Below are 14,415 nucleotides of genomic sequence, written 5' to 3'. Positions count from 1 at the left end.
GAAATGTCGCGTGTGCGCCGCGCCGTGCCCGCACCGCCGCAACGCAATCGGCTTGTCAGTGTCGGACCGTTCCGCCAGACTCGGGTCCATGACGCATTTCGACCTCGTCCCGGTGGACCCCTCCGACCATGCGCTGGTCCAGTCCTGGCTGGCGGCCAAGGAAGCGGCGCGCAACCGCGACTCGGGCGGCCTGCGCCCGTGGAACCCGATGCGGCCCTTGACGTCCCTCGTGCTCAGCACCGAGGACTCGCGCCACGAGCGGTGGGCCGCCGTCTGCGACGGCCGGGTCCTCGGCGACCTGGACCTCCAGTTCACCGACCTCGACAACACGCACCTGGCCGGCTTCAACATCGTCGTCCACCCCGACGAGCGCCGTCGCGGCGTCGGCTCGGCCCTGCTGCGACGCGCCGAAGAGCTCGCCGCCGCCGAAGGGCGCACCACGCTGTCGACGTGGGTGTCCCTCCCCGAGTCGCCCGAGTCCCCGATCAGCCGCGTCGGCGCGGACTTCGCGGTCGCCAAGGGCTTCAAGCTGTCCCTCGAATGCGCCGTGCGCGCCTGCGACCTCGACCGGGTGGACGAGGCCGTGCTCGACCGGCTCCTCGCAGACGCCTGGACCAGGGCCGAGGGCTTCGAACTCGTCCTCTTCGAGGGCGCGCCGCCCGAAGAGCTCCTCGACGGGATGGCCTACCTGCACGCGCGCATGTACACCGACATGCCGCTGGGCGAGTGGGACCTCCAGGAGGCGAGCATCGACCGCCACCGCATCCTCGACTGGGCGCGCCAGCGCCGCCAGAGGGGCGAGCTGCACCTCCAGGCCGCGACGCGGCACCGGGAGAGCGGCGAGATCGCCGGGTTCACCGAGCTCGTCGTCGAAGGCGGCCAGGAGCACCACGCCTACCAGGGCGACACCATCGTCGACCCTCGGTTCCGCGGCCACCGGCTCGGCACGATCCTCAAGATCGCCAACCAGCGACGCCTGCGGGAGTGGCGGCCGAAGATGCGGCGCGTGTGGACCGGGAACGCCGTCTCCAACGAGCACATGATCAGCATCAACGAAGCGGTCGGCTACCGCCTGGCGGGCCTGGAGCACGTGTTCCAGAAGAAGATCGCCTGAGCGCCCGAATCGACGAGGCCGTACGGGACGTCGTGCGCGTCCTGTAAGTCCCTGACCGTCGCCGTCGCGCGGAACGGCGCGCCTCAGCGGACCAGGCGCTCGTGCATGCGGCGGCGCTCCGCGTGGAGCGCCGCGATGCGCTCGCGGACCTCCTCGCCGGCGTCCGCCTCCCCGATCCGCTCGCGCAGCGCCACGATCTCGCCTTCGAGTTCGTGGCCGCGGTTGTTGAGCTGGTGGAGCGATTCGCGGCGTTCGGGCTCGGGGGTCTCGCGCAGCAGCCGCGCGCCCTCGGGCGTGACGCCGAAGCGGGCCAGCGCCTCCGCGTCGAGCGCGAACCCGTTCCGGTGCCCGGCGACCTTGTCCATGCGGTCGCTGCCTTCGCTCTGCATGTGCGACAGCCCGGTGTGGGCGTACAGCCACCACATGGTCTGGCCGTCGAGGTGGCGGACGTTGACGCCCCACTGGGCGAGCCCCTGGGCGAGCGTGCGGTGGTTGCCGCGGTAGACCGTCGTCGCGCCCGAGGCCTTCTCGAGCAGGCTCAGGCCGATCGACGGGCTGTGGTGGTAGGCCCGGTGGCCCGCGGCCTTCGACGGGACCCAGTTGCAGCCCAAGGTGGGCGAGAGGACCGCGGCCGCCTTCGGGCCCTCGGCGAGGTAGGCGGCGGACTCCTGGTGCAGGCGCGCGACCAGGCCGCGGTCGACCGCGTCGTCGTCGTCCAGCCGCGTGGTCAGGACCCAGCGCTTCCCGCGGGCCCTCGCCTCTTCGCGGACCCACTGGACGAGGTCGGGGACGAAGTCGCGTTTGAGCTCGGTCTCGGTGATGCGGATGTAGGGGCGGGGCGCGGCCAGCTCGTCGAGCCGGCGGCGCGCGACCGGGGGCATGTCGCGGTCGACGGTGATGACCCACGTGAAGTCGCGGCAGGTCTGGGCGTCGAGCGAGGCGAGCGGCAGGTGCTCGAGCATGAGCTGGCGGTAGGCGAACCACTGCTCGTCGAAGACGCCGATCCCGTGGCGGGTGGCGATGACGTGCAGCGGCGCCGGCGGTGTGCGGGGCTTCGCGGGGAGGACGGCGCGAAGGCGCCGTCGCAGCGGCGCGGGAACGAGTCGTGTCAGTCGCATCGTGGACCCTCTGGGTGGCGTGCGGCCTCGGCACCCGCGGATCCGCGTCGGCCCGCCGGCGCCGGGTGGACGTCATGAGCTTAATGGACCGACGCCCGTCCCCGCAGTGCTCGAAACCGTCAGGCCTCGCGATTTCCCGCGTAGTTCTCCAAGTATTCAAGCTGCTCGGGGTCCAGGCTCGGCCGCACGCGCTCGATCGCCTGGGCCATATGGGAGGCGGTGACGATGCTCGCGTCCAGGGACTCGCGCATCGCCGTCAGCGCGGCCTCGCGCACCAGGGCGGCGCAGTCCGCGGCCGAGTACAGCCACAGTTCGTCGGCGACCGCGTCGAGGTCGACGTCGTCGGCGAAGGGCACGTTCTTCGCGTTGGCGCGCAGGATGTCCGCGCGGCCGTGCGCGTCCGGCGGCGGCACGTAGACGAGCCGTTCGAGCCGGCCCGGGCGCAGCAGCGCGGGGTCGATCATGTCCGGCCGGTTCGTCGCGCCCACGACCACGACGTCGCGCAGCGTCTCCGCCCCGTCGAGTTCGGTCAGCAGCGCCGCGACCACCCGGTCGGCGGTGCCGCCGTCGGTGCCGGCCCCGCGCACCGGGGCGAGGGCGTCGAGCTCGTCGAAGAACATGAGCGTCGGGCTGGCCTGGCGGGCGCGGCGGAACAGCTCGCGGACGTTCTTCTCGGACTCGCCGACCCACTTGTTCATCAGCTCGGAGCCCTTGACGCTCAGCACGTTCGCGTGGCCCTCGCCCGCGACGGCGCGCACGATGTAGGTCTTGCCGCACCCGGGCGGGCCGTACAGGAGGATGCCGCGCGGCGCCTCGATGCCCAGCCGCGTGAACGCGTCCGGGTAGGTCAGGGGCCACAGCACGGTCTCGGTGAGGGTCTGTTTGAGGTCCTCCATGCCGCCGACGTCGTCGAGGGTGAGCCCGCCGAGTTCGACCGAGTCGCCCGACATGCTGGTGGGCCGCACCGATTCGAGGGCGCCGTCGAAGTCCGACTGCTGGAGGGCGGTCGCGCCGCCGCTCTTGGCGCGCATTGCGGCCCGCACCCCGGACTCGCGGACCATGACGGCCAGGTCGGAGGCGACGTAGCCGGGCGCGCGGTGCGCGACGGCCTCGAGCTTCACGTCCTCGGCCACGCGCATCCCGCGCGTGAAGTAGACGAGGAGGTCGCGGCGGGCCTCAGCGTCGGGCATCGGGACGACCACCTCGTGTTCGAGGCGCGAGCGCAAGCCCGTGTCGACGTCCTCGACGCGGGCGGTCGTGCACACGACCGCGTGCTCCCCCGCCTCGGCGAGCACGTCGTCGACCAGCCGGGTGAACATGGTGCCCAGCGGGGTCCGCTTCCCGGCCGGGGCCAGGTGCTCGACGCCGCGGACGAGGAGCACGCCGGGGACGGTGAGGGCCGCGACGGCGGCGCGGAGCCGGTCGGCGGCCGCGTTCGCCTCCAGCGAGGCCAGGTCGGAGCCGGAGACCTCGCTCACGGCGGCGCCGACGGCGGCGGACACCGAGCGGGCGATCGTGGCCTTGCCGGCGCCGGAGGGGCCGGAGAGGAGGACGCCGAGCGCCATGTCGGTGCCGACGACCTTGAGGACCTCGCGGTGGTTGAACCCGAGATCGAGGAGTTCGCGCAGTTCCTCGGCAGGAATGCGGGCGCCGGCCAGCTCCTCGTAGGGGATCGCGGCGACGCCGGGGGCGGCCTCGGCGGGACGGGACGGCGCGAGCGGTTCGCGGGCGTCGACGCGCGGGCGGGCCGCGGCGGCCGCACCGCCGCGGGACTGCGGCTCCCGGTCGGCGCGCACGGTCGCGATCGGCAGGTCGCCGGGCAGGTCGGCCGCGGTGCGGGCCTCCTGCTCCCACTCCACGCGCGTGTCGGAGGTGATCATCGCCCCGCTCGAGGGGACGGCCCCGACCACGTTGAGCACCATGGTGGTCCAGCCCATGCCGAGCGTGTTGTTGAGGGTCCGGCGGGTCGCCGAGACCATCTCGCGCTGCGCGTCGCCCAGCTCGATGGGCAGGAGCGACACGTCGTCGCCCTCGCCGACGACCTTGGAGAGCAGGGCCAGGCGCAGCGTGTCCGGGTCGACCACGGCCACCGCCGAGGCCGGGCCCGACAGGACCACGCGCTCGGCCGCGACCAGGGCCGCAGGGTGCAGGCGCACGGGGTCGCCGTCCCTGGCGCCGATGTTCCCGAGCGTCAGGTCGTCCGCGTAGAGGGCCCGGCGCGAGGCGTACCGGTCGGCCGCCAGGGCGATCGCGGTGGTGGTCCGGCGCCCGGTGATCGACACGGGGTCGCCCGGGCGCATGCCGAGCGCGGTGAGGGCTTCGGAGTGGAGGCGGACGATGCCGCGCCTGGCGTCGAGTCCGGCGCGGGCGCGGGTCGCCGTCATCGTGAGGGAGCCTGAGTCGGTCACGCCGCCCAGCCTATTACGGCCGGACGCCGGTCGGCGACCGTCGCGATCGGGGCCCGGTGGCTCAGGACTCCTCGGACGGGGCGAGGTCCATCCGGTAGACCGTGCGGCCGTCCTCCAGGAGGGTGGCGACCGAGGCGCCCTGGTCCGCGAAGTCGCGCCAGCGCTCGCCCAGCCACGACTCGGCGTCGCCCTGGCTGCCCAGGTCGCTGTCCGGGGTTTCGAGGGCGTTGCCGTCGGCGTCTTCGAGCTTCCAGGTCCAAGTCATGGGGCAACAGTACGCGATCGGGCACTACCAGTCGAAGCGGTCGTGCGGCGGCGCGGTGACCGGAGTGCGCTCGACCTGGGGCGGTTCCGGTTCGCGCGGACGGGAGGCGGAGACGGCCGCGAGCGCGAGGAGCGTCCACAGGGGAAGGGCCGCCAGCCAGAGCCAGGCGGGGGCGAGGGGCACCACGGGGACGGTCCAGACGCCGCGGTCGACCGCGTCGAGCACGGCGAGGAGACCGACGAGGGCGGTGAAGGTCCCGAAGACGGGTCGGCCGCTGCGGCGCCAGGATTGCCCGGCGAGGAACCAGCCGAAGCCCCACAGGCCGATCGCGAGCGCCTCGTAGTCGGCGCGGCCGGACCAGACGGCGACCACGAACAGGAGCCCTCCGGCGCCGGTGGACAAGGCGGAGAACGTCATCTGTCCCGCGCGGGGCGGGTCGAGCGAGCGGGCGGCGGCGAGCCATCCGGTGGCGGTGAGGAACAGGAGCACGGCGGCGAAGGCGACGGCGACGCGGAATTCGAGGCGGTCGGTGAACTGGGCGCCGAACCAGTCGCAGTCGCCGGGCACGTCCGAGGCCGCCCCGAGGCCGCAGTGCCAGGCCTTGGCGGTGCGCAGGGGGTCGCCGAGGATGCGGGTCGCGGCGGCGTCGCAGCCGGGGAGCACCGCGGGCGCGGTGCGGTAGGCGCCGGGTTCGTCGAAGCAGTTCTCGGCGCCGGTGCCGTCCCACCAGACGTCGAGCCGGTTGCGCTGGCGCTGGCCGTCTTCGCGGACGCCGAAGTCGTTGTCGGCGACGGTGTTGCGGTTGCCGCCTCCGGCGGGGCCGGGTGCGCCCCAGGCGGCGACGGCGGCGGTGTGCTGGTTCCAGATCCGGTTGCCGGTGGCCTCGACGCCGTCGGCGTCGGCGAGGAGGAGGCCGACGCCGCTGGGGTAGGCGTGGTCGGGGCACAGGGCGCCGTCGGTCCAGTCGCGGACGTCGGGTCCGTTCGCGCAGGCGCCGCGGCCCGAGAAGTGGTCGGTGTTGTTGTCGTAGAGGAGGTTGGCGCCGGCGGTGATGGCGGACCGGTCGCCGGTGTCGTGGACGGCGAGGCCGGTGCTGTTGCCGTGCAGGCGGTTCCCGGAGACGTCGGCGACGGTGCCGGGGCCGTGGAGGGCGATGCCGGCGGTGCTGCCGGTGACCTCGCAGTCCTGTACCGCGACTTCGGAGCTGAGCACGTCGATGCCGGCGGTGTCGACGGCGTCGGCGCGGCATCCGGTCAGGAGCACCCCGGTCGCGTCGCTGACGTGGAGTCCGAGGTTGCCGCTCTGGAAGGCCGCGACCTGGTCGACGGTGGCGCCGGCGGCGGTGAGGCGCAGGGCGGTGTCCCCGGCCTGGGCGAGGGTGAAGCCCTTGAGGTAGAGGTTCGCTCCGGCGGCGTCCATGACGGTGTCGAGGGCGAAGCGGCCCGAGAGGGTGACGTCCTCGGGCCCGTCGCCGAGGCCTTCGATCTGGAGGTCGGTGAGGTCGGCGCCGATCTGGGCGGTCCGCTCCAGCGGGTAGTGGCCGGGGAGGATGTCGATGCGGTCGCCGGGGCTCGCGGCGTCGAGGGCGCTGAGGAGGTCGTGGTGGCCGGTGGCGGTGCAGTCCTCGTAGAGGCGCTCGTTCTCGATGCGCCGCAGGTAGTCGACCTCCTGGTTGCGTTCGGCGAAGGCGTCGGCGTCGGCGGGGCAGACCAGGATGCGGGGGCCGGTCTCGCGGTAGGCGGGGGGCTGGGCGTCGGAGGCGCCGGGCGGGAGCGGTTCGGCCAGGCGCGGTTCGGAGGCGAGGCCGCCGAGGTAGCAGGTGGCGACGAGGGCGGCGAGGACGGCGGTCGTGAACGCGAGGACGGGGAGGCGGCGCTCGGGCCGCGGCCGGAGGGGGAGGGCACGGCGCCGCTCGGGGCCGCGGGGCGAGGCGTGTGGGGGCACGGCATCAGGGTAACGCGGGGCGCACACCCAGGGAAGGGGCTGAATGCCGTTGGGGTGCAGCAGATGCGGCATACCGCCCTTGGAAGGGGCGGTATGCCGCTCGCGCAGCGGACTACGCCGTCTGCACTGGAGGCCAGTACAGAGAAAGGGAGAACCACTCACTTTACAGTGAGCGGTCCTCCCTCGCAGTACTCAGTCGGCCTGAGTTCGCGGTCCCGGAGGGGACTGCTTACATCATGCCGCCCATGTCGCCCATGCCGCCGCCGGCGCCGGCTCCGGCGCCTTCCTTCTCCGGGGCGTCGGCGACGACGGCCTCGGTGGTCAGGAACAGGGCGGCGATCGACGCGGCGTTCTGCAGCGCCGAGCGGGTGACCTTGGCCGGGTCGGGGATGCCGGCGGCCAGCATGTCCACGTACTCGCCGGTCGCGGCGTTCAGGCCGTGACCGGTGGGCAGGCCGCGCACCTTCTCGACCACGACGCCGCCTTCGAGGCCGGCGTTCTCGGCGATGGCGCGGAGCGGGGCGCCCAGCGAGCGGCGCACGATCTCCACACCGGTGGCCTCGTCGCCGTCGGCCTCGATCTTGTCGAACGCGATCGCGCCGGCCTGGGCCAGCGCGGTGCCGCCGCCGGCGAGGATGCCCTCTTCGACCGCGGCCTTGGCGTTGCGCACGGCGTCTTCGACGCGGTGCTTGCGCTCCTTGAGCTCGACCTCGGTGGCCGCGCCGACCTTGATGACGGCCACGCCGCCGGCCAGGCGCGCCAGGCGCTCCTGGAGCTTCTCGCGGTCGTAGTCGGAGTCGGAGTTCTCGATCTCGGCGCGGATCTGGTTGATCCGGCCCTGGATCGCGTCTTCCTCGCCGCCGCCGTCGACGATGATGGTGTCGTCCTTGGTGATGACGACCTTGCGGGCCTGGCCCAGCAGCGACAGGTCGGTGTTCTCCAGCTTGAGGCCGATCTCCTCGGAGATGACCTGGCCGCCGGTGAGGATCGCGATGTCGCCGAGCATGGCCTTGCGGCGGTCGCCGAAGCCGGGGGCCTTGACGGCGGCCGACTTGAAGATGCCGCGGATCTTGTTGACCACGAGGGTCGGGAGGGCTTCGCCGTCGACGTCCTCGGCGATGATGAGGAGCGGCTTGCCGGTCTGGGTGACCTTCTCCAGCGTCGGCAGGAGGTCCTTGACCGCGGAGATCTTCTGGTTCGCGACGAGGATGTAGGGCTCCTCGAGCACGGCCTCCATGCGGTCCTGGTCGGTCACGAAGTAACCGGACAGGTAGCCCTTGTCGAAGCGCATGCCCTCGGTGAGCTCGAGGTCGAGCCCGAAGGTGTTCGACTCCTCGACGGTGATGACGCCTTCCTTGCCGACCTTCTCCATCGCCTCGGCGATGATGGCGCCGACGGTGGCGTCGCCGGCGGAGATGGACGCGGTGTTGGCGATCTGCTCCTCGGTGTCGACCTCGGTGGAGGTGTTCTGGAGGTGCTCGACGACGGCGGCGACGGCCTTCTCGATGCCCTTCTTGATGGCGATCGGGTTGGCGCCGGCGGCTACCGCGCGCAGGCCCTCCTTGACGAGGGCCTGGGCGAGCACGGTCGCGGTGGTCGTACCGTCACCGGCGACGTCGTCGGTCTTCTTGGCGACCTCCTTGACCAGCTCGGCGCCGATGCGCTCGTACGGGTCCTCGAGCTCGATCTCCTTGGCGACGGAGACACCGTCGTTGGTGATCGTGGGGGCGCCCCACTTCTTGTCGAGCACCACGTTGCGGCCCTTCGGGCCGAGGGTCACCTTGACGGCTTCGGCGAGGGTGTTCATGCCTCGCTCGAGCCCGCGGCGAGCCTCCTCGTCGAATGCGATCATCTTCGCCATGGTCGATGGCTTCCTTTCGAAGAACGTTCGTTGTCGACGGTGAGGCGGCATCCCCGCGACGGTCGGGCTCTTGCGGAGCCCCGCCACCTCAACGCGTTTGTTAGCACTCCCCAGAGGCGAGTGCCAGAATCAGGTATAGCACTCTGGCCTTGAGAGTGCCAATCCGGGGCACGAAACCAGTGGTGGAAAGCGCGGAGGCCGGGGCGTTGGCCCCGGCCTCCGGTTCGGTGTGCGGTGCCTTACGGTGTCGGCGGGGGGCTGCCGGGGTGGCCGGGCTCGCCCGGGCCGGTGTAGCCGCCCGGGGCGGGGCTCGGCGAAGCCTGCGAGCCGTGAACCGGCACGGCGCCCGAGGCCTCGGCCGAGAGCGAGGTCGCCGAGACCGATTCGCCGCGGCCGCGCAGCCACGCGTACGTGCACAGCGAGGCGGCGAGGACCCAGATCATCGGCACCAGCAGCAGCAGCGCCATGATCGCCTCGGTCAGGACGGTGAGGACCGCGGCGAGCCAGGGCGCGAAGATGCCGTGCCAGACCCCGGCGAGCAGCAGCCCGACGAGCCCGATGACGAGGTTCGCGGCGATCGCGACGAGCACCACGATGACGATGCGCCCGAGCGCGGGCCAGAACGCGGCGTGCGTCAGCTGGATCGAGCGGGCGTACGGGCTGCGGCGGGCCTCGAAGACCGCCGCCGGGGCCATGAGGCTGAGCGCGAAGATCGCCCACAGGCCGGGCAGGACGCACAGGACGAGGCCGGCGCCGATGGTGACCCAGGCGAGCAGGAGCCACAGGAAGAACCTGCCGCCGCGGCGGAACCCGAAGGAGAAGGCCTCGCCGAGGCTGAGGAACCCGCCGGCCGCCTCGGCCGCGGCGGTGCGCACGGCGGCGAGCGCGGCCGAGCCGGCGACGTACAGCGCCGCGAGGCTCAGGACCGCGCCGATGACGCCGACGGCCACGCCCGGGGAGTACTCGCGGACCCAGGCGCCCCAGTCGTCGACTTCGACGTCGACCTGGGGGGCGCGCACGTTGTTGTCGAACGCGCCGATGATCCAGCGGGGCAGGACGACGCCGATGAGGAGGATGAGGCCGACGGTCCGCCAGGAGCGCTGGACGACGTCGAGCGAAGCGTGCCACCAGGTCTCGAACGAGTCGGTCACGAGCGGGTCGCCGCCCGAGAAGCGGCCGGAGGGTTCGCTGGACTGGCCGGAGTTCCAGTACGGATCGTCGCTCATGATCCGGATCGTAAACCAATCAATCGTGCATATCAGACATATGACCACGCCGCGTCCGTTCGGGGACGACGCGTTGCGCCGTTCGCGTCCCCTTTCGCGCCGGAGGCGTTAGCGTCGGCAGTTACCGGCGCGCGCCGCGCCGGCCCGCACGCACACCGGGAGCGCCGATGTCCCACCGCGAGTACCCCGCCGTCGGCCGCGAGAAGACCTTCTTCGGGCACCCCCGCGGCCTCGCCGTCCTCTTCGGCACCGAGATGTGGGAGCGGTTCAGCTTCTACGGCCTCCAGGGCATCCTGCTGACGTTCCTCACCGCGAGCGTCCTGGAGAACGGCCTCGGCCTCGACGACACCGTCGCCGTCCCGATCGCGTCCCTCTACTCCGGCGCGGTGTACCTGACGTCGCTGCCGGGCGGGTGGCTCGCCGACCGGGTCCTGGGCGCGCGGCGCGCGGTCCTCATCGGCGGCATCATCATCATGTGCGGCCACATCTCGATGGCGATCCCCGTCAGCGGCGCGGGACTGGTCTTCTTCGGCCTGTTCCTGGTCGTGCTCGGCTCGGGCCTGCTGAAGCCCAACATCTCCGTCATGGTCGGGCGCCTCTACGAAGGCGACTCCGACGCCCGCCGCGACGCCGGGTTCTCCGTGTTCTACATGGGCATCAACCTCGGCGGGTTCCTCGGCATCCTCGTCACCCCGTACCTCGCCGGCTCGGACCGGTGGCACCTGGGCTTCGGGGCGGCCGCGGTCGGGATGGCCATCGGCCTGCTCTGGTACGTGCGCGGCTGGTCGCGGCTGACGAACACCGGCGTCGGGCCCTCGCGCCCGCTCGCGGACACCGAGCGCGGCAAGGTGGTCCGGATCATCGTGATCGCGCTGGTCGGCGCCGGCGTCGCGATCGCGATCTGGGCCGCGACCGGGACGCTCACGCTCTCCACCGTGCCGACGGTGGTGACGATCCTGTCGATCGTCGCCGCGATCTGGTACTTCGTCTACATCTTCGGCCAGGCCAAGGACGTCACGGCCGCCGAGAAGGCGGGCCTGCGCGCGTACGTGGGCCTGTTCTGCGCCTCGGTCGTGTTCTGGATGCTGTACCTCCAGATGGGCTCGATCCTGACCGCGTTCGCGAGCAACTCGGTGGACCTCGACTCGTGGGGCTTCCACCTGCCGGCGGGCGGCGTCCAGAACCTCAACTCGATCTTCATCCTGATCTTCTCGCCGATCTTCGGCGCGATCTGGCTCAAGACGGGGCAGGGCTTCGGGACGGCGTACAAGTTCGCGGTCGGCGTGGGCCTGACAGGCCTGTCGTGGGTGTTCCTCGGCTGGCTCCAGGGCCGCGCCGACTCGGGCGTGCTCGTCGCGCTCGGCTGGATGGTCGTGGTGTACCTGCTGCTGACCTGGGGCGAGCTGTGCGTCTCGCCGGTGGGGTTGTCGGTGACGACGCAGCTGGCGCCCTCGGCGCTCAAGGGCCAGTTGATGGGCGTGTGGTTCCTCGGCCCGGCCGTGGGCACGCCGCTCGGCGGCCAGGCGTTCGCGTTCCTGGTCCCGCGGGTCGGCGAGCAGGCGTTCTTCTACATCCTCGCGGGGCTCGCCATCGCGACGGCCGTGGTGCTGGCGCTGTTCAGCCCGGCGCTGCACCGGCTCATGGCGCAGGGCGGGCACGGCCCGAACGCGACGCTGGAGACCCCGCCCGAGCCGGAGTACCGGCCCTAACGGCGGTTCAGCCACTCGCCGGCCTGCGCGACCATGCGGCGCACCGGGCCCTGGCGCGGCAGCTCCGTGCTGGCCGGACCCGGATGGCAGGCGGCGAAGCCGGGCTCGATGAGGCGGGCCTTGAGCGGATCGACCGGCTTGATCCACGAATCGGTCTCGCCCCCTTCGGGATCGGCGACCCATTGGCGACCGGCCCGGTCGAGCCCGATCGGGTACACCGTCGCGCCGTCCTTGTCGATCCGGATGCGCAGGAAGCACTTCTGGTCGATCACGGACATCCCGGCGAACAGCTCGTTCGCGTTGACGCCCAAGCGGTTCGCGACCACGAGGTAGAGGCCGACGAGCCAGGTGCCGACGAGTCCCGCCAGCGGCAGGTAGGCGACGTAGGTCCAGAAGGTCACGTCGTCCATCGCGTTGATCAGTTTCGCGCCCGCCCACGCCAGGCCGACCTGCGCGGCGCCGTGCAGGCCGCCGAGCAGGTAGTGCCTGGTGGTGCGCCGGCCCTGGCCGGGATGGGCGAACCCGACGCCGGCGCCGAGCAGCACCGCGGCGACCGCCACGAACGTGCCCGTGCCCTCCATGATGGACACCGTCGCGATGAGGGCGACGACGCTCATCAGTGCCACGAAGCCCTTGTTCAGCCACGGCAGGCGCGCGAAGATCCCGAACGCGTAGGACAGCGACTTCGCCTTCGACGGGTAGGTCTGCTCCAGCCGGTACTCCCGTTCGCGCGCATCCGGTTCGGGGATCGAGCGCTTCGGGGCGGTCAGCTGGTCGGGGAGCGTGTGGGTGGGCGAGAGATACGCGCCGCCGCCGCCCGCGCCGACCAGGTGGCGCACGCCGTCCACTTCGGAGTAGTGGGCGTAGTGGTGGCGGTCGCCGGTGAGGATGAGCGGGACGCGCGCGCCGCGCGCGGCCACCACGTCCCTGATGAAGTGGTCGATCCGGTCGAACGAGCGCGGGTCCTCCGTCGTCCACAGCCACGAGGGCTGCGCGACGCACAGGATCACCTGGTCGCCCGGCTTCAAGTCCCTGGCGGCGTTGCGGAAGTAGTCGAGCTGGGCCTGGTCGAGGTGCGTGTCGAACTGGGCGTCGAGCGCGAAGAGCCACCAGTTGTGCGGCAGCGAGAGCGCGAAGTACGAGCGCTTCTGGAACGTGCGGTAGCCGCCGATGGTGCGGCCCTCGGTGAACTGGCGGGAGAAGGCGGTGAGGCCGTCGAACCAGTCGTGGTTGCCCGGGATCGCGTACAGCGACACCGGGCTTCCGGGGTTCGCGGCCTGGTAGGGGCCCTTGAGGCGCTGCTCGTACTCGAGCCAGTCCCCCGCCGGGTAGACCTGGTCGCCGCCCATGATGAGGACCGAGCCGCGCGGCAGGCGCTCGGGGCCGGCCTCGACGTGGTCCTGCGCCATGAGGTACGCGATGGAGTAGGTCGCGTTGAAGCCGTCGCCGACGTCGGCGACGTAGTCGAGCCACAGCTCCTCGGTGCCCGAGTGGTCGTAGACCGGCTGCGAGCGGCCGCCGATGATCTCTCGCTTGTCGACGTAGCCGCCGAAGACGCGGGCGAGCCCGAACCGCATGCTCGTGTCGAGGAGGGTGCGCGGCGAGAGCCAGCGCACCGGCTTCTGCGGCGTGAAGCGGAGCTCGGCGGGACTGAGGTCCTTGGGGCGAGGGGACATAGAGCCCATGATGGCACGGTTTGGGCGCCAAAGGAACCCGCGACTCGGCGGGTCAGTCCTGGACGTTCAGCGACGGGAGGCGGAACCAGCCCGCGGCGGACAGTGACAACAGGAGCAGCACCGCGAACGCGAGTGCCGCGAGCACCAGGACCGGCAGGACGAACCCGATCAGCGCGATGACGGCCAGGGCCGCGAGGGCGGCCACGCGGGAGGCGGGGACCCGTCCGGTGACGGCCCGGTTGAAGACGAGGTCGCCGACAAGGAAGAGCGCGGGGCCGCCGAGGACGGTGGCGATCGCCGCGGCGCCGGCGGCGTCCCAGGGGCGGGCCGCGGCGAGCACGGCCCCGATGGCGGCGGCGACCGCGCCGGCGACCATGAGCGCGTACGGGCCGCCCGAGGCGCGGGTGTCGTGCTCCCGGGCGGTCGCGCGCGCGGCGGAGTAAAGGCGCCACAGGGCGACGACGGTCGCAAGGCCGATGAAGGCGGCGGCGACGGTACCGACGGTTACGCTCACGGACCGATGCTATCCGAACACCGGTCGTGGCGACCCGGGCTCGGCGCGGGTCAGAGGAACAGGCAGAAGGGGTGGCCGACCGGGTCGAAGAGGACTCGGACGTCGTCCTGGGGCTGGTGGTCGGCGAGCCGCGCGCCCTGGGCGAGGGCGTGCTCGACGGCGGCGCCGAGATCGTCGACGTGGATGTCGAGGTGCTGGGTCGCGTGCGGCGCATCGGGTTCGGCGGGCCAGACCGGCGCGTGCCAGTGGCGCTCGTACTCGAAGTTGAGGGTGGGGCCGCCGCCGGTGCGGACCTGGGCCCAGCCGGCTTCCGGGGGCTCGCCCGGTGCGGGGCCCGCGCTTTCGGTCACGGGGAAGCCGAGCAGGCGCGAGTAGAACCCGGCGAGCGCGCGGGGGTCGGGAGCGGTGACGGTGATCGAGGTCAGTGCGAGTCGCGGCATGCCCATGGATCCAGGCTAACGCCGCCGCTCGATTCGCCGGCCCGTTCGGCGAACGGCTGCGGGGCCGAGCCCGAAGGGACGGTTACGATTGCGCGCAGCGACACGCGTCGCATGAGGCTGATCGGGGGCTGACCTGCGGT

At 72.3% G+C, this 14,415-nt stretch carries 11 protein-coding genes; 2 read left to right on the top strand and 9 right to left on the bottom strand.

Features of this window, described 5'->3' with window-relative positions:
- The first annotated feature begins 88 nt into the window (after positions 1-88).
- A complete protein-coding gene (locus tag BLQ63_RS09310) occupies positions 89-1,114 on the top strand; it encodes a GNAT family N-acetyltransferase (RefSeq protein ID WP_091032293.1) in 1,026 nt (341 codons plus the stop codon).
- An 83-nt stretch (positions 1,115-1,197) separates the two neighbouring features.
- Here the strand turns inward: BLQ63_RS09310 and BLQ63_RS09305 are convergent, their stop codons facing one another.
- The 6 genes from BLQ63_RS09305 to BLQ63_RS09280 form a co-directional block, all read right to left on the bottom strand.
- Complete coding sequence (locus BLQ63_RS09305) at positions 1,198-2,232, bottom strand: glycosyltransferase (protein WP_091032290.1); 1,035 nt, start codon at positions 2,230-2,232, stop codon at positions 1,198-1,200.
- 119 nt (positions 2,233-2,351) lie between these two features.
- Entirely contained in the window at positions 2,352-4,616 is a 2,265-nt protein-coding gene (locus BLQ63_RS09300; RefSeq protein WP_091032772.1) for an AAA family ATPase, read from the bottom strand.
- 85 nt (positions 4,617-4,701) lie between these two features.
- Positions 4,702-4,905 (bottom strand): hypothetical protein, encoded by a 204-nt coding sequence (locus BLQ63_RS09295; protein WP_091032285.1) that lies wholly within the window; start codon positions 4,903-4,905, stop codon positions 4,702-4,704.
- Positions 4,906-4,929: 24 nt separating this feature from the next.
- The gene (locus BLQ63_RS09290; protein WP_091032281.1) at positions 4,930-6,849 is read right to left on the bottom strand and encodes a right-handed parallel beta-helix repeat-containing protein; all 1,920 of its coding nucleotides are present in this window, start codon (positions 6,847-6,849) and stop codon (positions 4,930-4,932) included.
- 229 nt (positions 6,850-7,078) lie between these two features.
- Complete coding sequence (gene groL, locus BLQ63_RS09285) at positions 7,079-8,710, bottom strand: chaperonin GroEL (protein WP_091032277.1); 1,632 nt, start codon at positions 8,708-8,710, stop codon at positions 7,079-7,081.
- Positions 8,711-8,949: 239 nt separating this feature from the next.
- Positions 8,950-9,936 (bottom strand): hypothetical protein, encoded by a 987-nt coding sequence (locus tag BLQ63_RS09280; RefSeq protein ID WP_091032273.1) that lies wholly within the window; start codon positions 9,934-9,936, stop codon positions 8,950-8,952.
- A 167-nt stretch (positions 9,937-10,103) separates the two neighbouring features.
- On the opposite strand from BLQ63_RS09280, the gene BLQ63_RS09275 reads away from it, so the two are divergent.
- Entirely contained in the window at positions 10,104-11,645 is a 1,542-nt protein-coding gene (locus BLQ63_RS09275; RefSeq protein ID WP_091032270.1) for a peptide MFS transporter, read from the top strand.
- Here the strand turns inward: BLQ63_RS09275 and BLQ63_RS09270 are convergent.
- The 3 genes from BLQ63_RS09270 to BLQ63_RS09260 are packed head-to-tail and all read right to left on the bottom strand — an operon-like array spanning position 11,642 to position 14,281.
- Positions 11,642-13,321: a metallophosphoesterase family protein gene (locus tag BLQ63_RS09270; protein WP_091032267.1), complete on the bottom strand. Its 1,680-nt coding sequence runs from the start codon at positions 13,319-13,321 to the stop codon at positions 11,642-11,644. The genes BLQ63_RS09275 and BLQ63_RS09270 overlap by 4 nt on opposite strands.
- Positions 13,322-13,373: 52 nt before the next feature.
- On the bottom strand, positions 13,374-13,835 hold the full coding sequence (locus BLQ63_RS09265; RefSeq protein ID WP_091032264.1) for a low temperature requirement protein A: 462 nt from the start codon (positions 13,833-13,835) through the stop codon (positions 13,374-13,376).
- A 50-nt stretch (positions 13,836-13,885) separates the two neighbouring features.
- A complete protein-coding gene (locus BLQ63_RS09260; protein ID WP_091032261.1) occupies positions 13,886-14,281 on the bottom strand; it encodes a VOC family protein in 396 nt (131 codons plus the stop codon).
- Between the last annotated feature and the right edge of the window lie 134 nt (positions 14,282-14,415).

It is taken from the genome of Glycomyces harbinensis (assembly GCF_900101745.1).
Classification (GTDB): domain Bacteria; phylum Actinomycetota; class Actinomycetes; order Mycobacteriales; family Micromonosporaceae; genus Glycomyces; species Glycomyces harbinensis.
Note: the sequence above shows the minus strand (reverse complement) of the source record. Positions and strands in the feature narration are given on the sequence as shown.